At 48.1% G+C, this 23,676-nt stretch carries 22 protein-coding genes; 17 read left to right on the top strand and 5 right to left on the bottom strand.

Going from position 1 to position 23,676, the window contains the following annotated elements; all coding sequences use genetic code 11:
* Nucleotides 1-16: 16 nt before the first annotated feature.
* From RM811_RS16880 to RM811_RS16840, 9 genes are all read left to right on the top strand, one after another.
* Nucleotides 17-646 carry a TetR/AcrR family transcriptional regulator gene (locus RM811_RS16880; protein WP_402526669.1) on the top strand — a complete coding sequence of 210 codons (630 nt, stop codon included), beginning with the start codon at nucleotides 17-19 and terminating at the stop codon, nucleotides 644-646.
* On the top strand, nucleotides 646-1,155 hold the full coding sequence (locus tag RM811_RS16875) for a L,D-transpeptidase family protein (RefSeq protein WP_402526666.1): 510 nt from the start codon (nucleotides 646-648) through the stop codon (nucleotides 1,153-1,155). Before RM811_RS16880 ends, RM811_RS16875 begins: the two co-directional genes overlap by 1 nt.
* A gap of 32 nt (nucleotides 1,156-1,187) precedes the next feature.
* Nucleotides 1,188-2,207, top strand: coding sequence for a beta-N-acetylhexosaminidase (nagZ, locus tag RM811_RS16870; protein ID WP_402526663.1), 1,020 nt, complete (start codon nucleotides 1,188-1,190; stop codon nucleotides 2,205-2,207).
* A gap of 157 nt (nucleotides 2,208-2,364) precedes the next feature.
* Complete coding sequence (locus tag RM811_RS16865; protein ID WP_402526660.1) at nucleotides 2,365-3,483, top strand: mechanosensitive ion channel family protein; 1,119 nt, start codon at nucleotides 2,365-2,367, stop codon at nucleotides 3,481-3,483.
* Nucleotides 3,484-3,811: 328 nt separating this feature from the next.
* Nucleotides 3,812-4,240: a mechanosensitive ion channel family protein gene (locus tag RM811_RS16860; RefSeq protein WP_402526658.1), complete on the top strand. Its 429-nt coding sequence runs from the start codon at nucleotides 3,812-3,814 to the stop codon at nucleotides 4,238-4,240.
* A gap of 55 nt (nucleotides 4,241-4,295) precedes the next feature.
* Nucleotides 4,296-4,604 (top strand): hypothetical protein, encoded by a 309-nt coding sequence (locus RM811_RS16855; protein WP_402526655.1) that lies wholly within the window; start codon nucleotides 4,296-4,298, stop codon nucleotides 4,602-4,604.
* 39 nt (nucleotides 4,605-4,643) lie between these two features.
* The gene (locus RM811_RS16850; RefSeq protein ID WP_402526652.1) at nucleotides 4,644-5,813 is read left to right on the top strand and encodes a PP2C family protein-serine/threonine phosphatase; all 1,170 of its coding nucleotides are present in this window, start codon (nucleotides 4,644-4,646) and stop codon (nucleotides 5,811-5,813) included.
* Nucleotides 5,814-5,866: 53 nt separating this feature from the next.
* Nucleotides 5,867-6,199: an STAS domain-containing protein gene (locus RM811_RS16845; RefSeq protein WP_402526649.1), complete on the top strand. Its 333-nt coding sequence runs from the start codon at nucleotides 5,867-5,869 to the stop codon at nucleotides 6,197-6,199.
* Between the two features lie 2 nt (nucleotides 6,200-6,201).
* The gene (locus RM811_RS16840; protein ID WP_402526647.1) at nucleotides 6,202-6,651 is read left to right on the top strand and encodes an ATP-binding protein; all 450 of its coding nucleotides are present in this window, start codon (nucleotides 6,202-6,204) and stop codon (nucleotides 6,649-6,651) included.
* A gap of 29 nt (nucleotides 6,652-6,680) precedes the next feature.
* Here RM811_RS16840 and RM811_RS16835 read toward each other — a convergent pair whose 3' ends face one another.
* Both RM811_RS16835 and mfd read right to left on the bottom strand, forming a co-directional pair.
* A complete protein-coding gene (locus tag RM811_RS16835) occupies nucleotides 6,681-7,517 on the bottom strand; it encodes a CsiV family protein (protein ID WP_402526644.1) in 837 nt (278 codons plus the stop codon).
* Between the two features lie 74 nt (nucleotides 7,518-7,591).
* Nucleotides 7,592-11,068, bottom strand: coding sequence for a transcription-repair coupling factor (gene mfd, locus RM811_RS16830; protein WP_402526641.1), 3,477 nt, complete (start codon nucleotides 11,066-11,068; stop codon nucleotides 7,592-7,594).
* A gap of 313 nt (nucleotides 11,069-11,381) precedes the next feature.
* Here mfd and RM811_RS16825 point away from each other — a divergent pair, with 313 nt between their 5' ends.
* The 5 genes from RM811_RS16825 to RM811_RS16805 all read left to right on the top strand — a co-directional run bounded on the left by RM811_RS16825 (nucleotide 11,382) and on the right by RM811_RS16805 (nucleotide 16,841).
* On the top strand, nucleotides 11,382-12,815 hold the full coding sequence (locus RM811_RS16825) for a glyceraldehyde-3-phosphate dehydrogenase (RefSeq protein ID WP_402526638.1): 1,434 nt from the start codon (nucleotides 11,382-11,384) through the stop codon (nucleotides 12,813-12,815).
* A 339-nt stretch (nucleotides 12,816-13,154) separates the two neighbouring features.
* Nucleotides 13,155-13,388 carry a ferrous iron transport protein A gene (locus tag RM811_RS16820; protein ID WP_402526635.1) on the top strand — a complete coding sequence of 78 codons (234 nt, stop codon included), beginning with the start codon at nucleotides 13,155-13,157 and terminating at the stop codon, nucleotides 13,386-13,388.
* Complete coding sequence (feoB, locus tag RM811_RS16815; RefSeq protein WP_402526632.1) at nucleotides 13,385-15,733, top strand: Fe(2+) transporter permease subunit FeoB; 2,349 nt, start codon at nucleotides 13,385-13,387, stop codon at nucleotides 15,731-15,733. Before RM811_RS16820 ends, feoB begins: the two co-directional genes overlap by 4 nt.
* Before the next feature lie 81 nt (nucleotides 15,734-15,814).
* Nucleotides 15,815-16,072, top strand: a complete 258-nt coding sequence (locus RM811_RS16810; protein ID WP_402526629.1) for a FeoC-like transcriptional regulator — start codon at nucleotides 15,815-15,817, stop codon at nucleotides 16,070-16,072.
* 172 nt (nucleotides 16,073-16,244) lie between these two features.
* Nucleotides 16,245-16,841, top strand: a complete 597-nt coding sequence (locus RM811_RS16805; RefSeq protein ID WP_402526626.1) for a hypothetical protein — start codon at nucleotides 16,245-16,247, stop codon at nucleotides 16,839-16,841.
* Between the two features lie 212 nt (nucleotides 16,842-17,053).
* Here the strand turns inward: RM811_RS16805 and RM811_RS16800 are convergent, their stop codons facing one another.
* From RM811_RS16800 to RM811_RS16790, 3 genes are read right to left on the bottom strand one after another with little or no spacing between them, the layout of a single operon-like run.
* Nucleotides 17,054-17,575, bottom strand: coding sequence for a hypothetical protein (locus tag RM811_RS16800; protein WP_402526623.1), 522 nt, complete (start codon nucleotides 17,573-17,575; stop codon nucleotides 17,054-17,056).
* A complete protein-coding gene (locus RM811_RS16795; RefSeq protein ID WP_402526620.1) occupies nucleotides 17,572-18,030 on the bottom strand; it encodes a DUF2147 domain-containing protein in 459 nt (152 codons plus the stop codon). Before RM811_RS16795 ends, RM811_RS16800 begins: the two co-directional genes overlap by 4 nt.
* 46 nt (nucleotides 18,031-18,076) lie before the next feature.
* Entirely contained in the window at nucleotides 18,077-19,102 is a 1,026-nt protein-coding gene (locus RM811_RS16790; protein WP_402526617.1) for a GlxA family transcriptional regulator, read from the bottom strand.
* 171 nt (nucleotides 19,103-19,273) lie between these two features.
* Here RM811_RS16790 and RM811_RS16785 point away from each other — a divergent pair, with 171 nt between their 5' ends.
* From RM811_RS16785 to RM811_RS16775, 3 genes are all read left to right on the top strand, one after another.
* Nucleotides 19,274-21,112: a beta-ketoacyl synthase gene (locus tag RM811_RS16785; protein ID WP_402526614.1), complete on the top strand. Its 1,839-nt coding sequence runs from the start codon at nucleotides 19,274-19,276 to the stop codon at nucleotides 21,110-21,112.
* Nucleotides 21,113-21,495: 383 nt separating this feature from the next.
* Complete coding sequence (fabV, locus tag RM811_RS16780) at nucleotides 21,496-22,698, top strand: enoyl-ACP reductase FabV (RefSeq protein WP_402526611.1); 1,203 nt, start codon at nucleotides 21,496-21,498, stop codon at nucleotides 22,696-22,698.
* 75 nt (nucleotides 22,699-22,773) lie between these two features.
* A complete protein-coding gene (locus RM811_RS16775; protein WP_402526608.1) occupies nucleotides 22,774-23,613 on the top strand; it encodes a hypothetical protein in 840 nt (279 codons plus the stop codon).
* The last annotated feature ends 63 nt before the right edge of the window (nucleotides 23,614-23,676 follow it).

Genomic DNA, 23,676 nt, shown 5'->3' with positions numbered 1-23,676 from the left:
TGGAGGTTATTCAGGCATGTCACAGCCAGCGACAGTAGACAGGATTCTGGACGCTGCAGAGAAGTTATTTGCTGAACATGGATTTGCAGAAACCTCCCTGCGTTCAATTACCAGCAAGGCCGGTGTTAATCTGGCCGCTGTGAATTATCATTTTGGTTCAAAAAAATCTCTTATACAGGCCGTTTTTTCAAGGTTTCTGAATCATTTTGTCAGTAACCTTTCCCAGGCGCTGGTTAAATATCAGGATAATAAGGACGTTATTGATCTGGAGGAGATCCTGCATTTACTGGTTGACCAGATAATGGCCGTCAAGCCTCGCAGTGCAGAAGATCTTTCCGTGTGTATGCGATTGATTGGGCTGGCATACACCCAGGGGCAGGGGCACTTGAAGAAATATTTGAGAGAGGTCTATGGGGATGTGTTCCAGACCTACCTTCAATTAATGGTAAAAGCCTGCCCAAACCTGCCAATGGGTGATTTGTTCTGGCGGGTTTATTTTATACTCGGTTCAGCAGTGTTTACACTCTCTGGTGCCAATGCATTGAGAGCGATTGCTGAAAGTGATTATGGGGTTGACTATGAGCTGGAAGAAATCATGAGAAAGATGGTTCCTTTCATGGCTGCGGGCCTGAGGGCTCATACCTGATGACCATTCGGAGCGATAGTGAGCTGATGCATCTTACTGTTCATATTGCCAGTCAGGAAATGGTGCTTCATGAAAAGAGCGGCAGGCGCCGTTGTTATTCCATATCCACCGCCAGTAAAGGTACCGGTCAGTTCGAGGGGAGCTGGCAAACGCCTCTTGGCCTCCATGTTATCAGGGCAAAAATTGGTGGTGGATTGCCCATTAATTCTGTGTTTTCCAGCCGCCGTTTTACCGGGGAAATTTATTCACCTGAACTTCGGGATCAATATCCTGGAAGAAAGGACTGGATCTTAACTCGAATATTATGGCTCAGTGGTATGGAACCAGGATTTAATCGTCTGGGAAATGTCGATACCATGCGCCGCTACATCTATATTCATGGATCACCTGATACCGCAGTAATGGGGGAGCCAGGTTCCCGTGGATGTATTCGCATGCATGGCAGCGATATTATTGACTTGTATGACCGTATCGAAGCAGGTACGAAGATCGATATTCAGCTTACTTAATATCCCTATTACTGTGTTTTCAGGAGTCACTGATGCCAGAAAGTCATAACAGCGGTGTACTTCTGATTGATCTTCAGGGATTGCAGTTAACCACTGAAGAAAAACAGCGGTTGCTTCTGGACAGTGTTGCAGGCGTGGTTCTGTTCTCCAGAAACTATCAAAACCGGGAACAGCTGTGCCTGTTGACCAGGGCGATTCGTGATTTACGCCATGACCTTTTGATCTGTGTCGATCAGGAAGGTGGTCGTGTTCAGCGTTTTAAGGAAGGTTTTACCCGTCTTCCTTCTGCAATGACCTATAGTCACTACGATCAGGATACACAGCAGAAAGTTGCCCATGAGGCAGGATGGCTGATGGCGTCAGAGCTGCTTGCCTGTGGTGTTGATTTATGTCTTGGCCCGGTTCTGGATATTGATCAGGGTAGAACGGATATTGTTGGCAACCGGGCTTTTGGCAACTCCCATGATCAGGTTATCCAACTGGCTTCAGCATGGATTGATGGTGTTCATGATGCTGGTATGTCGGTTGTCATCAAGCACTTTCCCGGTCATGGTAACGTGGATGATGATTCTCATCTTGGCTTGCCTGTGGACCATCGTTCCCTCGAGGTTATTGAACAGTCAGATTTACAGCCATTTAAAGCCATGATCAGTAAAGGTGTTGGGGCTGTGATGCCTGCTCATATACTTTTTCCCGCCATTGATAAGCTGCCTGCAGGTTTTTCGTCCAATTGGTTAAAGACGATTCTGAGAGAGAAGCTGGGGTATAAAGGATTAATTATCAGTGACTGCCTTTCCATGGAAGGGGCCGCCATTGCCGGGGGGTATCCGGAGCGTGCACGGTCAGCTCTGGACGCTGGCTGTGATTTACTAATCCTTTGTCATCACCAGGGGGTTCAGGAGGTATTGAATGGGCTGGATCCCTCTGTGTTGAAAGGTGTTGGTCCGGATTGTTTGATGCCTGAGTCTTATCCTGACTGGGAGCAGCTGGTTACATCCGGTCGTTATCATGATATTCGACAGCAGCTGGACAGTACTGACCCTGTGGATTGATTTATGCGTAACAATTGATGCAGAGAATAGCAGCCTGCCCCTGATATCTACCCGGTAAAGTTTTATTACCTTTAACCATTTGGGCGGATATTAATCTTTGGTCACTGCTTATATCCTGATTCTTTAAGATCTTCCATTATGATTTCATGGGGTGACGATGGATTTTTCTTCACTGATGGCTGGCAATATTCCTGACTGGTTACTTCAGGCTGTGATGGCTGTCATTCTGACGGCTGTTATCCGCTTTATTGCCGGGAAGGTGTTTGGCAAACTGACGACTAAAGCAGAGGCGACCCACAATTTCTGGGATGATGCACTGCTGTCAGCAGGTCAAAAACCGGCTTATGTTTTTATCTGGCTTGCAGGGCTTACCTGGTCAGCAGAAGTCATCCTGGAAGGGACAGGGAATTACATGTTCGCCCGGTTACTCAGCTTCCGGGATCTGTTGTTTGTTCTCCTTTTCTGCTGGCTTGTTATTGCATTTATCCAGGCCATGGAGCGTCGCTACCTGGCCAGGCCTTCAAAAAAGCTGGATCAGACATCGGTGGTCGCCATGGGGCGACTGATGAGAGTGGCTGTGATCATTACCGGTGTTCTGGTTGTCATGCAGACGATGGGTTACAGCATGTCAGGTATTCTGGCATTTGGTGGTGTGGGTGGCCTTGCTGTTGGTTTTGCCGCCAAGGATATGCTGGCAAACTTTTTTGGCGGCTGGATGATCTATGTTGACCGGCCATTCCGGGTGGGAGACTGGATCAGTTCTCCTGATAAAAATATAGAGGGGACGGTTGAATATATTGGGTGGCGTCAAACCCGTATTTTGACTTTCTCGCGACGACCTCTTTACGTGCCCAACTCAACGTTCATGAATATTTCGGTTGAAAATCCATCCAGAATGCAGAATCGCCGGATTAAGCAGGTTTTCGGATTGCGATATTGCGATAGTGAGAAGGTTGCCCCGGTTCTTGAAGAGATCAGAAGTTATCTGCAGCAGCATGAAGCTATTGATCAGGATAAGATCATCATGGTTAACTTTCTCAGTTTTGGCGCCTCAAGCCTTGACTGCCAGATTTATTGTTTTACTAAAACCACTGACTGGGCAAGATATCTTCTGATACAGGAAAAAGTGTTGCTTGAAGTGGTTCAGATCATTCACCGAAATCAGGCTGATATCGCCTTCCCGACGCGTACGCTGGATATGCCTGAGGATGTTAAGGAGATGCAATCTCCCCCTGATCAGATAAAAGCATCTAATCCGGAAAATTTTAAATCATAGTTATTTCAAAATATTACGCGATTCTTTTGATGTAATTCCTTGTTGCTCAGGTATATAAAAAAGCTCTGAAAATCAACACGGCTACAATTTATCAGAATACAAATTGAAGCTGACCGTTGGGTTTTTGCAATGAATACCGAATTTATTTCTTTTTATTACCATCTCTTTATTGCGTTCTTTATTGCTGTAGTCATTTTTTATTGACTCAAGTGGCTGTTCAACAGGTGGCAATCTGAGCAGGAGAGAGCCTTCAGACCTCTGGTCGCGAGTATTCTTCGAAGGCCATTACTGGCCCGGGCCTGAGAGTACCCAGTGGCATGAAACATTAATGCTGACTCAGAGTATTCTCCTGGTGTTCTATCCCGTCTGGTTTATATGGGAAGTCAGTTTGAATATGGAAGGGTTGCTGAAGACCGCGGATGGACGATGGGCAGGACGACTCTCATCTTCTGTTATTGCCCGCTCAATTCAGTTATTGATTGTCGTTACCACATTATTAAGCCTTGCCCGTGTTTTTGGTTACAGCCTTTCAACACTGTTGGCTTTTGGTGGTATTGGCGGCGTTGTTCTCGGTCTTTCCGCCAAAGACTGGCTGGCCAATTTCTTTGGTGGGCTTATGTTGATGCTGGACAGTCCTTTTGCTGAAGGGGATTGGATTCGTTCTCCGGATCGCGCTATTGAAGGTCATGTTGAAAAAGTAGGATGGCGAATGACGAAAATTCGTACTTTTGACCGTCGCCCCCATATACGTTCCTAATTCCATCTTTACGGGTATTGTTGTTGAAAATGCCACCCGTATGCGTAACCGTCGAATGGTTGAAAATTTTTCTCAGCGCTATGAGGATTTTGGCAAAATATCCAGTATCCTCAGTCGTATAGATAAACGGCTTCAGCAGATTCCTGAAGTCGATGCAAAAGAACCTCATTATGCAGTGTTCATTCGTTATGATGATTCCGCTCTGCTTTGTCAGGTTCGGGCTCATATCACAAGGACTGATCGTGTCGGATTTTTAAAGGTTCAGGAGTCAGTTTTGTTATTAATTGCGCAGGCTGTAACAGAAGAGGGCGCTTTATTTGCCTATCCGGCTCGAAGGATTTTTACAGATGGGCCGATACTATAATAGCTATCGTCAATACAAAACAAACTGATAAGAATACTGATGGATATATTGATCGTTGAAGATGCACGTGATCAGAGAATGATCCTGACTGTTGTTTTAAAAAAACAGGGGCATCGGGTCTTCGAAGCATCCGATGGATATGAAGCAATAAGAGTATTGGAAAGCCATCCAACTATCCGGATTGTCATCAGTGACTGGATGATGCCAAATATGAATGGCATTGAATTATGTGAAGCTATCCGTAAAAGTCATATTGGTTATTATGTCTACTTCATATTGTTAACCGGGAAATCAGACCGTGAAGCCGTGGTTGAAGGAATTAACCGTGGTGCTGATGACTTTATCAATAAGCCGGTTGATTTTGCTGAACTCAATGCGCGCCTGAATGCCGGTATTCGAATCATTGAACTGAAAACTGCGCTTGAAAATAAAATTGAAACTATTGAGAAAGATCTGGAATGTGCCGCAGAGACCCAGGCTCGTATCCTTTCAGAACCTGCCAAAATTCAGCAGGTAGACTTTAACTGGTATTTTAAACCCAGTCGTTATCTCGGTGGCGATATGTTTGGTTACCAGGCTTTGGATGGTGAAACCCTCAGCTTTTATCAGCTGGATGTAGCCGGCCATGGTATTCCTTCCGCACTGTTTTCTTTTTCACTGAATAATATTCTCAGAGAGGACGGTAGTGGTTCTGTTATAAAGGAGTCATTTAACGAACCACCCTTTTATCGTATTCGAAAGCCTGATGAAGTATTGGTGAGTCTGAATGAGCAATTTCAGGCCAAGCCTGAGGCAATGCTCTATTTCACCATGGCCTATGGCGTCATAAATAGCAGCACAGGCTCTGTGATCATTTCACAGGCAGGTCACCCGCCTCCACTTTGGCTCAAAAGCAACGCCAGGTGTGTTGAGACGATTTCCAGCGGTGGTGTTCCCATTGGGATGATGCCGGGGATGTCCTATGAAAATACCACCATACAGCTTCAACCCGGTGACAGGCTCTTCCTGTATTCCGATGGAGTAACGGAATGTGAAAACCAGGCTGGCGAAATGTTTGGAGAGCAGCGTCTGGAGTCTTTGCTCGGGAGTACTTTTGATAGTTCGATTGAAGCTATGATCAGCCGGGTTGAGCAGGAGATAGTCAGCTGGACGGGAGCCGATGTTTTTGAGGATGATATAACTTATCTGGTTCTGGAATGGCAGCCTTAAAGTGATGGATACCGAGTTATTTAACAACAGGATTATAACGCAAGGAGGGCGACATGCCATTTGAATCAAAAAGTGAAGCGGGTTACACCATCGTATCTATAGATGAAACCCGGCTGGATGCATCGATTTCTGAGCTTTTCAGAGTCTACTTATTTGACCAGATTGATAATGGTTCAAATAACCTTGTTGTTGATCTTTCTCTGGTTCGGTTTATGGACAGTAGTGGTCTGGGGGCGCTGGTTGCAGCCCTGAAAAAGATGGGGGGCGAAGGGAAGTTGAAGTTGGCTGGGGCTCAACCCGCCGTTCTGGATCTTTTCAATCTAACCTCTATGGATAAGCTGTTTACTATTATCCCATCCGTGGCAGAGGCTATTGAGGAGAAGTAATCATGACTGCTGAACAGGGCCAGACAGTCAGACTGGAAATCGACAGTGAACTGGCAAATACGACATTGATTGCGATGGCGGTTCGGGGGCTTTGCGCAATGACAACGCTGTCACCGGTTGAGGTAAACCGGGTCGAATTGTGCGTGGTCGAAATTGTCAATAATGCCATTGAGCATGCTTATGGCTATGAGAAGGGACACAAGGTTGAAGTGGGTGTAGGTCTTCAGAAATCGACTTTACATCTTACGATCAGTGATTGGGGCAAGCCAATGGATGAAGGTAAGCTGGGCGCCGGGGACTCTCCGGTTGATCCGGTTGATCCGGATGATCCGGCAGCCTGGCTGTGCAGTGGCAGGGGATTGACTATTGTCCAGAGTTTGATGGATAAGGTTGAATATCAAATTGATGGTGATAAAAACAGCTTTATCATGAGCAAGCAGATCAGAAGTTGATCTGCTTGCCAGCTAATTTCTCTTATCGACTAATCCAAAATGGTAACACCTGTTTCAACCAGAGTATTTGGTCGCTCATACGGTGTCAGTTTAAATAGTACACCAATGACCGGGCTGTCAATGTATTGAATTTCCTTAGTATTTCTGATCCTTCTTCTTTGTTTTATCTGGAAATTTTTTGTTATTCGCAGAGGGGGAGAGTCTGCATGCAACCTGATCAGATTTTCAGGGCCTCGATCGGAAGCAAGAACATCAGATGAGCTGAACTCATTGCTGTTTGACTGGCCGGATATGGAAGAGTACAGCGACTCCGGACTTAATTTATTGAGCCACAGGTCAATATCTACCTGGAGAAAGCGTTCTTCACTGATGCTGACAGTACCATCAAGTAGAAAGTTATCCTGACCACCGACGGCAGCACGGATCTGAACAGGATGCCCGGATGCCTCTGCACCAACAGGCATCCGCCAGGCTTTCTGGGCAATAACCTGATAGCTCTGTTTTTTGTCTAAAGTGGCTACCTGCTTGTTCAACATCATTTCACTGGCAGGTAAAGAGACGTACGCATCCCGTAAAATGTCATGATAACTGGCTGGTTGGTGAGTTTCCCCGGCAATGTTAAAAAGCGGCGTGTTATTTTCGTATCCACTAGTGGGATCCTGCAGTCTGATGGCATTGTCTGGTGCCTTATAGCCAGCAACTGCCGGCCATGCCTCACCGCTGTCATTGCTTATGTAGCGGAATACTACAAGATCAGCCTGATACCATTGCTCATCTGACTGTTGAGCGTTTTCTTTTGCTGACGCAGATAACGTGAAGTTAAAAAATAAAGCTACCGACAGTGCGATAAGCTGAGTTTTTCTCATAAAAAAATCCTGGGGTATATAAATCCGAAAGCAGATCTGGTCGTATGCGAACTCATGCCTCACTGGCCCAGAGGTTAACTACCCAGCTCGCCAAGCAGGGCTTCTGTAGCTGTAAACCGCTGCTCCGGAGTTTCCATTGTGTCAATGTACTTTAAGATACTGCTTCCTTCCAGCCTGAACTGCTTTGGCCTTGCCTGGATCAGCTTGATGATCACCATCGGATCAACGCTGGGCTGCTCCTCAAATTCTATACGGGTCTCCTTACTGCCAGCATCAAGCTTCTTAATGCCCAGTTTTTGAGCCTGCAATTTCAGTTTCATTTGCCGGAACAGGTTTTTTGCCGGGTCTGGCAGAAGGCCGAACCGATCAATCAGTTCTACCTGAAGTGTTCTCAGATCATCGTCATTGGCCGCAGCTGCAATTCGCTTATACAGGATAAGACGGTTGTGAACATCATGAATATAGTCTTCCGGTAACAGGGCAGGGAGGCGGAGATTTACTTCCGTACCATGATTCAATGGCTGATCCGGATTAGGGGTTTCGCCGTTTCGAATGGCTTCAACTGCCCGTTCAAGCATCTCGGTGTAAAGAGTAAAGCCGACACTCTGGATTTGACCACTTTGGCCTTCTCCCAGCAGTTCACCAGCACCCCGGATTTCCAGATCGTTGGAAGCAAGCATAAAGCCAGCCCCCAGTGTCTGAGCGTCGGCAATAGCCTCAAGCCTTTTTATCGCATCGGTGGTCATGGCTTTTGGGGTCGGTGTTAATAGATAGGCATAGGCCTGATGGTGAGAGCGGCCAACTCTGCCCCGTAGTTGATGCAGCTGTGCCAGGCCAAATTTGTCGGCCCGGTTAATAACAATGGTGTTGGCGTTGGGGATATCGATGCCCGTTTCAATAATCGTGGTGCAGACCAGGACATTGTATCGTTTGTGATAAAAGTCAGACATCACCTGTTCCAGCTGCCGCTCTCGCATTTGACCGTGCCCGGCGATTACCCTCGCTTCGGGAATCAGTTCCTGCAGTTCGCTGGCGACTTTCTCAATGGTTTCCACCTGATTATGCAGATAGTAAACCTGTCCACCACGAAGCAACTCCCTGAGAATGGCTTCTTTCACCAGGGGTTGATCGTATTGGCGGACAAAAGTCTTCACCGAAAGTCGTCGTGCCGGAGGGGTTGCAATAATGGACAGGTCACGAATACCGGACATGGCCATGTTCAGCGTTCTGGGGATCGGGGTAGCAGTCAGTGTCAGTATATCTACCTCAGATCTCAGGGATTTCAGCTTTTCTTTATGGCGAACACCAAAGCGGTGCTCTTCATCAATGATTAACAGACCGAGATCTTTGAAATGAAGGTTTGCCTGCAGGATTTTGTGGGTGCCAATAACAATATCCAGACGCCCATCAGATAGACGCTCTTTTGCCTGATCAATAGACTTTTGGGTTTTAAAGCGGGAAATCACATCAATCTCTATGGGCCAGTCGGCAAACCGATCCCGAAAGCTTTCATAGTGCTGCTGTGCCAACAGGGTAGTGGGAACAAGAATGGCAACCTGCTTACCACTCTGGGCAGCCAGAAAGGCGGCGCGCATGGCCACTTCGGTTTTGCCAAAGCCCACGTCGCCACAGACCAGCCGGTCCATGGGTTTCGGGGCGCACATATCGCGGATTACAGCAGCAATAGTCTGTTGCTGGTCTGGTGTTTCCTCAAAGGGAAATGCAGCGGCAAAAGCCAGATAGTTCTGTTCCGGTTTCTCAAAAGGAAAGCCTTTTCTGGCTTCACGACGGGCATAGATATCCAGCAGCTCCACGGCCACATCCCGGGCTTTTTCCGCGGCTTTACGGCGGACTTTGCCCCATTGCTCACTGCCAAGACGATGAAGTGGGGCCATCTCATCATCAGCGCCGGTATATCGGGAAATCAAATGGAGAGAAGCAACCGGCACATAGAGTTTGGCGTCGTTAGCGTATTCCAGTGACAGGAACTCTGTGGTCTGTTCATTGATGGCCAGTGTTTCCAGCCCCCGGTAACGGCCAACACCGTGGTCAATATGAACCACCGGGGCACCCATTCTGAGTTCCGTCAGATTGCGGATAACCTGATCAGCACTGTGTTCTTCACTGCCCTTGCGACGACGGACTTGCTGTACCCGTTGTCCAAGCAGTAGTGCTTCCGGAATGACAACCAGATTGTCAGCGGGAAGATAAAGACCGTTTTCCAATAACCCTATGCTGATGGCCAGTGTTGGTTTTTCAGCCACCATTTCGGTTGAAAAAGTTGACCAGTTTTCACACAGTTCCGGGAAAATGTCATTTTGAGCCAATAGTTCCAGAAGGACTTCCCGTCGACCCGGACTCTCTGCCACCAGCAATACATTACTGACATCATCAATAAAAGACCGGAGGTGGCTCAGTGGTTGTTCAAGTCGGGCATTAATGGTGAGTTCCGGCAGATCTTCCCTGTCCAGGTTAAATCGTCCGGGTTTTGTGACAACGGGGGTCTCGGAAAGCTTTACCCTGGGGAAATCATTCAGCCTGCTGAAGAATTCATCCGGTGGCATTACTACCCTGGCTGGCGGCAGCAATGGGCGGGTTGGGTCAACCCGGCGGTTTTCATAGCGCGCCTGAACGTCAGAGTAATAATGATCCAGTGCCGGATTCATTGCCTCGTAGACCAGGATGCGCGTTTGTTCGGGGAGATAGTCAAACAGCGTTGCGGTTTCGGTCTCTTTAAAAAACAGGGGCAGGTAATACTCGATACCCGGGCTGATGATGCCTTCACCGATATCCTGATAGACCGGGCAGTCCCGGTGGTTAACGTCGAAGGCATCCCTGAAGTGGCTTCGAAATTGTTCCCGCCCCTGTTTATCCATGGGGAATTCATGACCGGGCAGAAGGTGGATTTCAGGCACCACGTCTGTGGAACGCTGGGTTTCCGGGTCAAAGGTTCTTAATGATTCGATTTCATCATCGAACAGGTCAATCCGGTAGGGAATATCCGTGCCCATTGGAAAAACATCGACAATAGAGCCACGCACGGCAAACTCGCCATGTTCCATTACCGAATCGACACAACGGTAGCCCGCCTGTTCGAACTGGGAGCGACGCTCATCAATGATAAAACGTTCCCCGGGTCGTAAGGACAGACAATTACCCAGCAAAAAACTTTTTGGGCAAAGTCGGTGCAGTAGCGTGCTGACCGGGACAATCAGAATAGTTTTTGTATCAGAACTGGCAGACTCTGGTAGCTGGTAAAGCGTCGACAATCGCCGGGAAATAATATCCTGATGGGGTGAAAAGGTATCATAGGGCAGGATTTCCCAGTCCGGCATTTGCTGAACTTTTATCGATTCATTACCGGCAAGAAAAAAGGCCAGCTCTTCTTCAAGGCGATTGGCTGAAGCACTGTCCGGAGTGATGACCATCAGAGGATGGTTGTCCGTCACAGCAGCACTGGCAATGACAAAGGCAGGGCCTGCTTTGGAGAGGTTTCCCCACTCCAGTTTATCACCGGGGCGACCAGGCAGAGGGATAGTGTGTTGAAACATGAATATTCTGAAAGTCCTCTGGAGTACCCCAAAAACGATGAGATAACCTTGCTATATTGTGATGCCGCTATTTACGCCGCTTATTTACTGCGATGGCTACAGGGAGAGAATTGTAGCGTTTGTCGTCCCTTTCTCCCAGCATTCCCGTGGATAAATGCGTTGTAACGGGGGAGAATAAGCTTGATAAACAAGGCGTGTTCAAGTTTGGTAATCTCTGTTGCGTTGAATAGGTTCAGTAAGGATAATAGCCACGAAACATAAGTCCCAATAAAGGGGCACGATTAAAAATAGAAATAATAAACGGGAATTTATCGTGGTAGCAGACCATTTTCAGGACTGGAAAGAGCGTGAAGCACTGGCTGAGTCAATGATCCCCCTGATTGGCCAGTTGTATCGTAATCACAATGTTGTAACGTCTGTTTATGGACGCCCCGTCATCAACCGCTCCGTCATCAATATTCTTAAAGCGCATAAATTTGTCCGACAGATTGAAAATAATGGCCTTTCTGTCCGGGAGACCTATCCGGTTCTGAATGTATTGACCGGTCTGGATCTTGGCTCATCCCGTATTGATATTGGCAAGCTTGCTGTTGGTTACAGAAGTGAAAGGGAAGGCATGACACTGGAAGAGTATGTGACTCAGAAAGTGGCATCGGTGGCCAATGGTCACAAGCAGAGCCTGGGGGCAGGTCAGGATGTGGTGCTTTATGGCTTTGGGCGAATTGGTCGTTTAATGGCCCGGATTCTGGTTGAGCGCGTGGGTAGCGGCTCCGGTTTGAACCTGAGAGCGGTGGTGGTAAGGCCCGGTGGTGCTGATAATGATCTTCAGAAGCGTGCCAGTCTGCTCCGTCGTGACTCTGTTCATGGCACATTCAAGGGCACGATCTCTGTTGATGAAGAGAATAAGCTTATTTATGCCAATGGTGTTGGGATCCGGGTGATTTACGCCAACTCCCCGGATTCCATTGATTACACTCAGTACGGTATTCAAAACGCAGTGGTGGTGGATAATACCGGTAAGTGGCGTGATAAAGAGGGTCTGGGTCTTCACCTTAAATCAAAGGGTGTTGCACGGGTTCTGTTAACGGCACCAGGAAAAGGTGATATCAAGAATATTGTTTATGGCGTTAACCATAAGGATATTCTGCCTGAAGACCAGATTCTCTCCGCAGCATCCTGTACGACCAATGCGATCACACCCGTTCTGAAAGCGGTCAATGACCAGTTTGGTGTTGAGCATGGTCATGTTGAGACGGTTCATTCTTACACCAATGACCAGAACCTTATTGATAACTATCATGAGGGCAATCGTCGTGGGCGCAGTGCAGCCCTGAATATGGTGATTACTGAAACCGGTGCTGCCAAAGCGGTGGCGAAAGCATTGCCTGAACTTGAGGGTAAGCTGACGGGCAATGCCATACGGGTGCCGACACCGAATGTTTCTCTTGCCATTCTTAACTTATCCCTCGAACAGTCAACCACGGTTGAAGATCTGAATGATTTCCTGCGGGAGACATCCCTCTATTCGAGTCTTCAGAAACAGGTTGATTATGTGACGTCTGTCGAGGCGGTTTCCAGTGATTTTGTTGGGAGTTACCGGGCGGGCGTTGTTGATGGCAAGGCGACGATTGTGGATGGCAAACGCTGTGTTCTGTATGTCTGGTATGACAATGAGTTTGGTTACAGCTGCCAGGTAAACCGGATTCTGCAGTTTATGTCTGGTGCAGTGTATCCATCGGTTCCTTAAAAAAAGCTGGAAGTAAAAGATGCTGGAAGCTGAAAGCAAAGAACAATCAGCTTCCGGCTGTTATATGTGTATTGCTGACGCCAATTGACGCGGGTCAATACCATGGTCAGTTCCTGTCATTCTAAATTGTAACCATTCTCATTTGCGTATATATTCATATCAGTCAATAAAGTACTAACCACCAAAAAAACCAGGATGAAAGCCATGAAATTATAGGTTTTTTTATTTCTGGTGGATGATTCGGATCCAATTTGTTTTGGTCATTGTCTGAGACAAAGCAGCCTGAAAATCAGGACTATCTCATAGAACCTGACCCCAAATACCGGTGGAGAGAAGTAGATGAAGGTGACTTTGGGTGAGCTGAAAACCGGTGAATCTGGTCAGGTAAAGGCTTTTCTCGATGCTGGCAGTGCCTATCGCCGGAAATTGCTGGCCATGGGGCTGACTCCCGGAACCCGGTTCAAGGTTTGTCGTGTTGCTCCCCTGGGGGATCCGATCCAATTGGAAGTGAGGGGCTTTCAGCTTTCCATCCGACGTGATGAAGCTGCTGTCATTGAGGTTTCCAGAGTATGAGCTCTCCATCTGTGAAAAAGCACGTTGTTGCCATAGTAGGCAATCCGAACTGTGGTAAAACAACACTGTTCAATGCGTTAACCGGAGCTCGTCAGCACGTCGGAAACTGGCCCGGCGTTACGGTTGAAAAGCGCAGTGGTTTCTATACCTTTGAAGATGATTCTATAGAGGTGGTTGACCTCCCGGGCACCTATTGTCTGGATGTTGTTGACAGTGATGTCTCTCTGGATGAAAAAGTTGCCCGTGACTATATCCTGAAACGTGAAGCCGGCCTGATCATCAATATTCTCGATGCATCCAATATCGAGCGAAATCTCTACCTGACCACTCAGCTTCTGGATATGGGGGCTCCGGTTCTTGTTGTGCTCAATATGATGGACGTTGCCAGGGAAAAAGGCATGGACATTGATATTGATAAGCTCTCCGAAGAGCTGGGTTGTCCTGTATTGCCGCTGGTGGCCAGTAAAACCAGTAATATCAAAAGCTTCCTGAGGGAAGTTAATGGTTTACTGAATAATGGTGTTTCAGTTGCGCCACCTTTGAATCTTGGGGATCAGCTGGAGCAGTCCATTGCGGTTATTGAGTCGGCTCTGAAAGAGTCAATCGCCCTGGATAATCCGTTGTCCCTGCGCTGGTATGCATTGAAGTTGCTGGAAGGTGACAGCATTCCACTGCCGGATCTGACATGGCATGTGGTCAATCTGGCTACCCAGCAGCGTCATATCATTGAAGCTGCACTGGAAGAAGATCTGGATATTATTCTGGCCAGCCGTCGTTATGATGTGGTTGGTCGTATTATGGATACCGCGATTCGTGAGAGAGGTGCCGTCAGTCATCGTCTTACTGAGTCCATTGACCGGGTGGTACTGAACCGGGTGCTTGGGTTCCCCATTTTCCTGGGGGTCATGTACCTGATGTTTATGTTTACCATAAACCTGGGCAGTGCATTTATTGACTTTTTCGATATCTTTACCGGTACCCTGCTGGTGGATGGGCTTGGCCACTGGTTGAGCTCCCTCGGGGCTCCTGTCTGGCTGATCACATTGCTGGCTAATGGTGTTGGTGGTGGTATCCAGACGGTGTCTACCTTTATTCCGGTGATTGGCTTCCTGTTTCTGTTCCTTTCCGTATTGGAAGACTCCGGCTATATGGCCAGGGCTGCTTTTGTGGTCGACCGGCTGATGCGTTTCCTGGGGCTTCCGGGTAAGGCGTTTGTCCCCATGCTGGTGGGTTTTGGCTGTAATGTGCCGGCGATAATGGCGGCCAGAACACTGGACAATGAGAAAGATCGGCTGTTGACGATTTCCATGGCTCCGTTTATGTCCTGTGGTGCCCGATTACCGGTTTATGCGCTTTTTGCGGCGGCCTTCTTCCCTGAATCGGGTCAGAATGTGGTGTTTGTTCTGTATCTGGTGGGTATTCTGGCGGCCATTTTTACCGGATTGATTCTCAAGCAAAGTATTCTCAGTGGTGACAGCTCTCCCTTTATTATGGAACTGCCTAACTACCATCGTCCGACGGTTACTCAAGTGATGCTGCGCACCTGGGATCGCCTGAAATCCTTTCTTATACGTGCTGGCAAGGCGATCGTGGTGGTCGTGGTGGTGCTGAACACCCTGAACGCTATTGGTACCGATGGCTCTTTCGGACATCAGAATACCCGGGACTCCATGCTCAGCAAAATCGGCCAGAGCATTACACCGATGTTTGCCCCCATGGGCATGACTGAGGAAAACTGGCCCGCTGCCGTAGGGCTGTTTACCGGTATCCTGGCCAAGGAAGCCGTGGTGGGTACCCTTGATTCTATGTACGGCGCCATTGCAGCTTCTGAAAAACCTGAATCTGAGGCTGATGCCCCTTTTGACCTGATGGCCGGTTTAAAAGAAGCTGTGGCAACCATTCCTGCCAACCTGAGGGGGCTGAGTGGGGCTCTGACCGATCCGCTGGGTATTCAGGTGGGTGACCTGAGTGATCTTGAGGCTGTTGCGGAAGAGCAGGCAATAACGGTGAGTACCTTCTCGGTGATGGCCAAGCTCTTCCCAAGCAATGCGGCAGTGATTGCCTATCTGCTGATGATTCTGCTGTATACCCCCTGTGTAGCGGCACTGGGTGCCATTTACCGGGAAACCACTTTGGGCTGGACACTGTTTATCTCCGGCTGGACTTTCTTCCTGGGTTATTCGGTTGCCACCATTTACTATCAGTTGTCACTGGTTTCGGTGCAACCTGGCGAAACGCTGTTGTGGGTTGTTTCTATATTCCTGGTGATGTTTATTGTGGTTGCCCTGATGAGACGGATGGGAGCGTCGGTATTGCAGGGTAGAATGAACGTTAGTCCGCAGTAATATTCACTGATGAGGCTGTCACAACGGGATTCATGCAATCGTTTTGAGACAGTCTCTGACCTGTTATGACAGGAGCTGACCATGCTGATCAAAATTCGTGATTATTTGAAGCTGCAGAAAGTATGCTCCCTTGCTGACCTGAGCATGAAGTTCAATAGCACACCTGAGGCCATGAGGGGGATGCTCTCTCACTGGTTAAGAAAAGGACAGCTGAGCTGTGATCAGCCAGGTTGCTTTGTATCCTGCAAAAAGGGTTGTGTTTCCTGTGATCCGGCTGAACTGGAGGTATACCGCTGGAAGGGTAAGTCTCAGCAGATACCCCTGTGTTCCCTGAACTGATGGTTGTTTCAGGTAGCATCGTGATTCTTTCTGTACAGGAATTGTAAAGGATTCTTGTTTTTTCTTATCCGGGAAGCCTTCCGGGGAACTATTAAAGAGAACCATAGTCTTAATAAGTAGACCGGTAGGGTTTAAATCAGGATTTTAATTGGTGATTATCCAGGGAGGAGTTATGACAATTGAAAGAATACCGCCAGGAATACAGGTGGTTACGGGATGCGATGATTTTAAAGCAGCGTATGTATGGACACAGGGGCAGAGTCATTGTGTAACTAACAATGGCCAGGTTATAAAAGTTGTTCCCGAGGCTGGGAATACACTGGGTGAGTCTGTTCCAGATAATCTGGGCAACATTTCAATTGATCAAAGAAAAGTTGATCAGAACCTGGGAACCAGTGATGACTATGAATCTTTTACATTAATTGATGTCAGTGAACTAAAAAATAGACGCCCGTCTGGTGATGGTGCGGTCTGTGATACCAGCAAAGAGATCCGAAAGGTCTATAAGTTAACTTCTGCTTTAGCAGGAGCAAAGCCAATGAATCCTGATGAAATAGCCACCCAGGTTAAGAGATTTGAAGAATCATCAGATTTGATTTGTGCTCAGAGTGATGGCAATTCCCTGGGCTCTTTGGATGCAACAGAAATTACTGGTTACACAACATGGTCAGGTTATTGTGTCAGTATTGTATACGCATTGGGACAACAGGTTGCAACGGCTGTTAATGGTGTCAGTGGTTATGTTACTGCTGATAAATCCCAGGCTTGAGCCGGGAGCCTGAATTCAGAGGTTTCACTCAGGATTTGTCCCGGGATAATTTCCCCGTTTTAAACTCAGACTCCGTTCACCCTGAGCGGAGTCGAAGGGGGCTGGCACGGTCTATTCATGAGCCTGGAGTTCACGCCCTTCTTGCTACTTCGACGGGCTCAGGACGAATGGAGGTCAGAGTCAGAATAGCCAGGTTATTTAACGACGATTTCTTAGTTTATCTGATAGAGATAAACCGGCGTCCGGTAAAGATCATCCGCCTTCATGGTCTTTACCGGCACTCTGCCTGGCAGACTGAATGTATGAGTCAGTATCCAGCAACCTGCCGGTAAACGAGGAATTATTTCCTTCTCAATGCGTGCCATGGCCCCGGGGAACAGGTAACAGATAATAAGTCCTGCTTCTTTAACATCGGCCTCAAAGAAATCCCTTCTTTTTACCTCAATACCACAGAACCAGTGAGTGAACAGAGCGGGTAAAGGTGAGCGTTCCCAGGCCTGAATCCTTTGCTCGGGATACTTTTCCTGTAGCAGTGGGATCAGCTGCCCCCAGCCACAGCCAAGCTCAATGATTGCTCCGGATACCTCTTCCGGCAGACAGCTTCTGATCCTGTTTCTTACTTTTCCTGAAGTCGGTGTTGGACCAATACCAAGGCGAATAGTCCAGAACAGCACAGAGCCAGCGCTGAGGCCGGCCAGTGTCAGTAAAAGAATGGTAATTGTCTGAGAAATCAATGGGTCGGGCTTTGTTCTTCAACCCGTTCCCAGGTTTGGGAGCGGCCGATGAGTGAGAATCCAATGTAGCCTCTTACTTCAAGCTTCTGGCCATCTTCAAGCACTTTCATATTGGCGCTGTAGACTTTTCCGGATTCCGGATCGACGATTTTACCATCGTCGTACTTGCGGCCTTGTTTTTCCATACCCCAGAGAATTGTCATACCCTGAATGTTCTGATCTTTCAGATCCCCTTTGCACTGGTCACAAATGCTGTCCTGTTTGGCAGGGTCTAGAATCTGGGTCACTTTGCCGGACAGTTTGCCGTTTTCTTCAAAGACAGTGACATAACTTTTGGCTTCACCAGAACTGTCATCAATGGTCTTCCAGATACCCAGAGGGGAGGAAGCCAGAGCCATGGATGAGAGACAGGCGGTCAACAAACCAGCAGCCAGGGCGCTTTTTTTCAGGAACATGTGGGGGGATCTCCGGTACCCCGGAATTTGCCGGGGTTCAAATTAATCATTCCATTGTGGTGTCATTAAGGTAAAACAGCTTACCCCGGACACTCCTGCGAAATTCAGAAGGGGTGAGTTGGTATTGACGCTTAAACAACCTGGAAAAGTAATCGGCGTCAGCATAACCCACCTGCAGGGCAATCTCGGTAATGCCCAAATTAGTATTCTTTAATAGATCTCTCGCTTGATCAAGCCTGATTTTTCGAACATACCCCATGGGGGCTGAATTGGTGGCCTGCTGGAAGCGGCGATTCAAGGTCCGGGTGTTCAGGCCTGAGATTTTGCACAGGTCTTCAATAGCAATATCACTGGCAAACTGGTGGTGAATAAAGTCCTGAAGAGAAACGATAATTTCATCCTGGTGAGCAGTGGTATGGTCATCGGCATAATGGGTGTCTTTAAAGGGCTTTCTTATTTCATGGGAAAACTGCTGCTCAACCTTCTGGGCAACCGATTCACCCAGCGCGATACCCAGCAGGTGTACCATCAAATCAGCCACGGAATTAACACTTCCGGCACAATAAATGCGGTCGGCCCGGGTGATCAGGTGATTCGGCTTGAAATCCACTTCCGGAAAAAAACGCTGTAACTTCTCCATGTAGAACCAGTGAGTAGTCGCGGGCTTTTTATCCAGTAAACCCGCGGCAGCCATAAAGGTTACACCGGTACCTGCTGCAGCAAATACAGCGCCTGAGTCGTATTGCAGTTTGATCCATTCAATAATATCCGGGTGCTTGCGAACCACCGGGATAGGATTCCGCCAGAGTGCCGGTATCAGGATCAAGTCGCCTGTGCCGCTTTGTTTGAAGGTTCGGTCTGGTGTGAGTCGCAAGCCACCTGTTGTAGTAACAGGCTCTTTATTCATGGCACAGAAGTGAACCTCAATGCTTTTCCTTGCGTTCGACAGGCGTGTATAGGTCATTGCCGCTTCGAGCATTTCCAGGGGTAATGTCACACTGGTACTGATCATATGATCGACCATGGGAATTAATACCCGATTTAGCTGTAATGGAGGTGGCTGTTGGAACATTATTCAAACGTTTGTCTTATTTATCCGGATTTATGTCTTTTTTGTCCGGTTTAGTTTATCACGAAATCATTAAACTAGTGCCAACTTCATTTGATTCTTAATTTGCATTCATAACGGTCTATTTGTATCCGGGCTCGGGTGGCAGGTGGTGCTGTTATACAGGAGTGTGGTTTGTCCAGATTACCCGTTATTGTTGCTCAAGGTGGGGTCAGCTCGGCTGGAAGAACCTCTGGTTTTCACGGTTATCGTCGTCTGATTCTGGAATGCCTGGATGACCAGTCCCAGCGTGATACCCTTTCAGCGCTTCGAACATTGAGAAATTTGCCGGTAGACAGTAGCCGGGATGATATTCTGTCAGGCACTCTTATTCGACAACTTGAAAAGAATCTGTTTGATAGTCAGGCGATCCCCATTCATGAGGCAATTCTGGCAGATCAGGGCACTGAAATTATTCTTCGGGGGCGTCGCTTGCCCAACCCTTTACCAGCAGGCTGGCAGTTGGAAAAGCTGGAGGACGGTCGTGTAAAAGTTCGTATCGAAGGCAGTCAGCAGTTGATGGTTCCGTCGATCAGGCAATCCCTGGTGGGCTCAGCGGGTCAGCTTCCTACGGGTTTTGCACCGGAAAAACTTTACCAGTCCCGTCATCATCCCCGGTCTCTGGCAATGACGGTATTTGGCGCATCCGATGTCATTTTTTCTTCAGGTATGGACTGGGATGCTATCAAGCAGAAGCTAGGCCCTGAAGAGGTGGCTGTTTATTCCGGCAGTGCCATGAGCCAGATGGATTACAACGGTAATGGTGGTATGTTCCAGGCTCGTTTGCTGGGTAAACGAGTCACTTCCAAGCAATGTCCATTAGGCTTTGCAGAAATGTCTGCAGACTTCATTAATGCTTATATACTGGGTTCTCTGGGTGGTACGGGTACGGGCATGGGAGCCTGTGCGACGATGCTGTATAACCTTGAACATGCGGCATCAGAGATTCGCAGTGGTCGCCGTCGTCTGGTGATTGTGGGTAACAGTGAAGCGCCAATAACCCCTGAAATTATGGAAGGCTATTCCACCATGGGGGCATTAACGACGGATGTAGCACTCCGCAACCTGGACGGCCTGTCTGATTCTGAAAACCCTGACTGGCGAAGAGCCTGCCGTCCATTTGGGGATAATGCCGGTTTCACCATTGCGGAATCCAGTCAGTTTCTGGTGCTGATGGACGATGAGCTTGCCCTGGAATGTGGTGCTGAGATTCTCGGTGCAGTGGCTGATGTTTTCATCAATGCGGATGGTTATAAAAAATCCATTTCTGCTCCGGGTGCAGGCAATCATTTGACCGTAGCGCGGGCGGCTGCTTTGGGAAGAGCCATTGCCGGCGATGACGCCCTTCGTTATCGCAGCTTTGTCCAGGCCCATGGCACTGGAACTCCACAGAACCGGGTGACCGAATCGAAGATTCTCAGCGAAACCGCCAAAATGTTTGGTATGGAAAACTGGCCTGTTGCTGCGGTGAAAAGCTACGTTGGTCACTCCATTGGTGCTGCCGGTGGTGATCAGATTATGGCGACACTGGGTGTCTGGAAGCATGGGGTTATTCCCGGGATCAGAACCATTAAAGGTTTGGCTGAAGATGTTCACTCTGATCATCTGAATATTCTCCTGAATCACCTGGAAACGGGGGCCGATCAGATGGATCTGGCTTTGGTCAATGCCAAGGGTTTTGGTGGCAATAATGCCACTGCATTGTTGTTAAGCCCTGAGATGACCGGAAGGATGTTAAAGGCCAGACATGGCGAGCAAGCCATAACACAGTGGCAGCACCGGAACGAGTCAGTGACTCAACAGCAGGCTGATTACGAGAAGCGTTGCCAAACCGGTGAAGCCAGGCCTATTTACCAGTTTGGTAAAGGTGTTCTGGATGGTAATGATCTTGAGTTAGATGATTCTCAGATCAAAGTACCAGGTTATGGCAAGGCGCTGAACCTTAATGTGGAAAACCCTTTCTGGAAGTTTTAATTCTACAAACACCCAACCGTCATCCCCGCGAAGGCGGCTGTCGCAAAACCCTCGTTCCCACGCAGGACCCACAGGGCCTAAAAGCATGGGAACGAGGTTTCCGGAGGCTTTTGCGACAACCTCTTAAGCAGGATTGGGGCTGGCCAGAACCAGAACCTTTTACTTAAATAGAGTCCTGATTTTGGTATATGTGTAAATACGATTTTGTATCTCAGTAAAACAGGCCGTAACAAATATACCCATAACGCTACCGAGTTATACGCAGCGTCTCTTTCCCAAGTTACGGGTTTTGGATAAGCTAGTCCGTTATTTACGCACTGGGGCGGGTACGCCTGATCTTAGCCCCTGGTTTTCGAACCGAATTTCACCTGTTGGGGACAACGATGATCATTAAACCAAGGATTCGTGGATTTATCTGTACCACCACTCACCCGGTGGGTTGTGAAGCCAATGTGAAGGAGCAGATTGCCTATACCAGGTCGCTGGGCCCGGTGGCCAATGGCCCCAAAAAGGTACTGGTGATCGGTTCTTCCAGCGGTTACGGTCTGGCTTCCCGCATTACTGCCGCTTTTGGCTCTGAAGCTGCCACCATTGGTGTGTTTTTTGAAAAGTCGGCCACAGAAACCAAACCGGGTACTGCCGGTTGGCACAACTCTGCGGCGTTTGAAAAACTGGCCCATGAAGCGGGCTTGTATGCCAAAAGTCTGAATGGCGATGCCTTTAGCCATGCAGCGAAGGAAAAGACCATTGAGCTGATCAGGCAGGATCTGGGTCAGGTGGATATGGTGGCTTACTCGCTGGCATCCCCGGTTCGTAAACTGCCGGATACCGGTGAGGTGATCCGTTCCGTACTGAAACCGATGGGCGAAACCTATTGTACTACTGCGGTGGATACCAATAAAGATACGTTGTTTGAAGCCACTGTTGAACCAGCCACCGAAGAAGAAGTGGCGGCAACGGTCACCGTAATGGGTGGTCAGGACTGGGAACTCTGGATGAAGGCGTTGTCTGAGGCAGGCGTTCTGGCAGAAGGTTGCAAGACGGTAGCCTACAGCTATATCGGTACAGAACTGACCTGGCCTATTTACTGGGACGGTGCCCTGGGTGAAGCGAAGAAAGACATGGATCGTGCCGCTCATGCGATTGATGTTGAGATGAAAGCCGTTCACGGTTCTGCCAATATTGCTGTATTGAAGAGTGTGGTAACTCAGGCCAGCTCTGCCATTCCGGTAATGCCGCTTTATATTTCCATGGTCTTTAAAAAGATGCGGGAAGAGGGACTGCACGAAGGTTGTATCGAGCAGATCAACCGCATGTTCCGTGAACGCGTCTACCGAACTGATGGCGCTGCTCCGGAAGTGGATGATAGTAATCGTCTGCGTCTGGATGACCTGGAGTTGAGAGAAGATATCCAGAAACATTGTCAGGCGATCTGGCCTCAGCTGACCAATGAAAATCTGGCTGAACTGACGGATTATATCCTCTATAAAAAGGAATTCCTGAAGTTGTTTGGTTTTGGTGTTGAGGGTGTGGATTATGATGCCGATGTTAATCCATTAGTACCTTTTGAGGTTGTCCAGATCTGAATGGGCTAATTATCACGGAAGATGATCAATTCAGCTGGGTAGCCACCCATCTGAATTGATCGGTGGGTGAAATAGATGGCAGAACTTCACATTGCTCGAAGTGGTAATGTCAAAGGGGTGTTAGCTCTTCCGGAAGATACCGGGCATAAAGCCTTATGGATCGGGAGGCAGGTGAAACCTGTTTCTCTTGAAAATCAGGTCTCCATTCCCGAAGTTTCTCATCAACAATCTATCCATGATGGTGTTCAGAAGGATCGTAAAGTCAGTATTGATTCTGGTATCGGATCTCTTGGATCTGCTGAGGAATTGGAAATCAGCGATAGCGATGGTAAAGAAATCAGTAAAGGCCTGGAAAGTATCTATCAGGGGCTTTTTGCCCAGTCTGCCCGGAGGCAAAGCTTACCTGAGGCTCGTCAGGCTCTGGAGGAAAAAAGCTGCCAGCCATTGATGGATCTGTTGGGCAAATATGGTTTGGATCATTACGGAAGAGGCATTTTAGAGAAGGCTGAAACGCTGTTAGACTGGTGTGAAAAAGAACCCCACCCTGTGATGCCTGACAGACTGGTTAGGATAAAAAAGAAATGTGAGAAACTCCGGGCAGAGAGTGATGTATTAACCAGGAAAATGAATCTAAAGAGCACCGCGGCCAATCTAAAAAAAGCCATTAAGAAAAATGAACAACTGACTGAATACAAAGAGAATACTCTCAAACCGGCTGAGCGTGCGTTTGACCATATCATTTATTCCCTGATTGACCGGCAGCCAGCCACTCAGGAACTCAACGCCTGTCTCCAGTCTATTAAAGCCCTTTTACCTGAAAATGTGGAAGTTAGCGCCCCTATTGATAGCACCATAAGAACCTGGACTTATAATGTCCTGCTGGAGCGGGCAGGATATTCGGCTGATATCCGGTAACCCGATTCAGGATTTATCCCTAAATAATTTGCCTGTTTTCGCCGCCCGCCGCCCGAAAAAGAT

It is taken from the genome of Endozoicomonas sp. (assembly GCF_031844845.1).
Taxonomy (GTDB): domain Bacteria; phylum Pseudomonadota; class Gammaproteobacteria; order Pseudomonadales; family Endozoicomonadaceae; genus Endozoicomonas.
This window is presented reverse-complemented; position numbering and strand designations above follow the sequence as displayed.

Excerpts from the sequence above, each read along its gene's own strand:
- RM811_RS16845 (WP_402526649.1), top strand. The coding sequence starts at position 5,867 with ATGCCATTTGAATCAAAAAGTGAAGCGGGTTACACCATCGTATCTATA.
- RM811_RS16850 (WP_402526652.1), top strand. The coding sequence starts at position 4,644 with ATGGATATATTGATCGTTGAAGATGCACGTGATCAGAGAATGATCCTG.
- RM811_RS16880 (WP_402526669.1), top strand. The coding sequence starts at position 17 with ATGTCACAGCCAGCGACAGTAGACAGGATTCTGGACGCTGCAGAGAAG.
- RM811_RS16810 (WP_402526629.1), top strand. The coding sequence starts at position 15,815 with ATGCTGATCAAAATTCGTGATTATTTGAAGCTGCAGAAAGTATGCTCC.
- RM811_RS16875 (WP_402526666.1), top strand. The coding sequence starts at position 646 with ATGACCATTCGGAGCGATAGTGAGCTGATGCATCTTACTGTTCATATT.
- RM811_RS16840 (WP_402526647.1), top strand. The coding sequence starts at position 6,202 with ATGACTGCTGAACAGGGCCAGACAGTCAGACTGGAAATCGACAGTGAA.
- RM811_RS16790 (WP_402526617.1), bottom strand. The coding sequence starts at position 19,102 with ATGTTCCAACAGCCACCTCCATTACAGCTAAATCGGGTATTAATTCCC.
- RM811_RS16855 (WP_402526655.1), top strand. The coding sequence starts at position 4,296 with ATGGTTGAAAATTTTTCTCAGCGCTATGAGGATTTTGGCAAAATATCC.
- RM811_RS16805 (WP_402526626.1), top strand. The coding sequence starts at position 16,245 with ATGACAATTGAAAGAATACCGCCAGGAATACAGGTGGTTACGGGATGC.
- RM811_RS16860 (WP_402526658.1), top strand. The coding sequence starts at position 3,812 with ATGCTGACTCAGAGTATTCTCCTGGTGTTCTATCCCGTCTGGTTTATA.
- RM811_RS16820 (WP_402526635.1), top strand. The coding sequence starts at position 13,155 with ATGAAGGTGACTTTGGGTGAGCTGAAAACCGGTGAATCTGGTCAGGTA.
- RM811_RS16795 (WP_402526620.1), bottom strand. The coding sequence starts at position 18,030 with ATGTTCCTGAAAAAAAGCGCCCTGGCTGCTGGTTTGTTGACCGCCTGT.
- RM811_RS16835 (WP_402526644.1), bottom strand. The coding sequence starts at position 7,517 with ATGAGAAAAACTCAGCTTATCGCACTGTCGGTAGCTTTATTTTTTAAC.
- nagZ (WP_402526663.1), top strand. The coding sequence starts at position 1,188 with ATGCCAGAAAGTCATAACAGCGGTGTACTTCTGATTGATCTTCAGGGA.
- mfd (WP_402526641.1), bottom strand. The coding sequence starts at position 11,068 with ATGTTTCAACACACTATCCCTCTGCCTGGTCGCCCCGGTGATAAACTG.
- RM811_RS16865 (WP_402526660.1), top strand. The coding sequence starts at position 2,365 with ATGGATTTTTCTTCACTGATGGCTGGCAATATTCCTGACTGGTTACTT.
- fabV (WP_402526611.1), top strand. The coding sequence starts at position 21,496 with ATGATCATTAAACCAAGGATTCGTGGATTTATCTGTACCACCACTCAC.
- RM811_RS16775 (WP_402526608.1), top strand. The coding sequence starts at position 22,774 with ATGGCAGAACTTCACATTGCTCGAAGTGGTAATGTCAAAGGGGTGTTA.
- feoB (WP_402526632.1), top strand. The coding sequence starts at position 13,385 with ATGAGCTCTCCATCTGTGAAAAAGCACGTTGTTGCCATAGTAGGCAAT.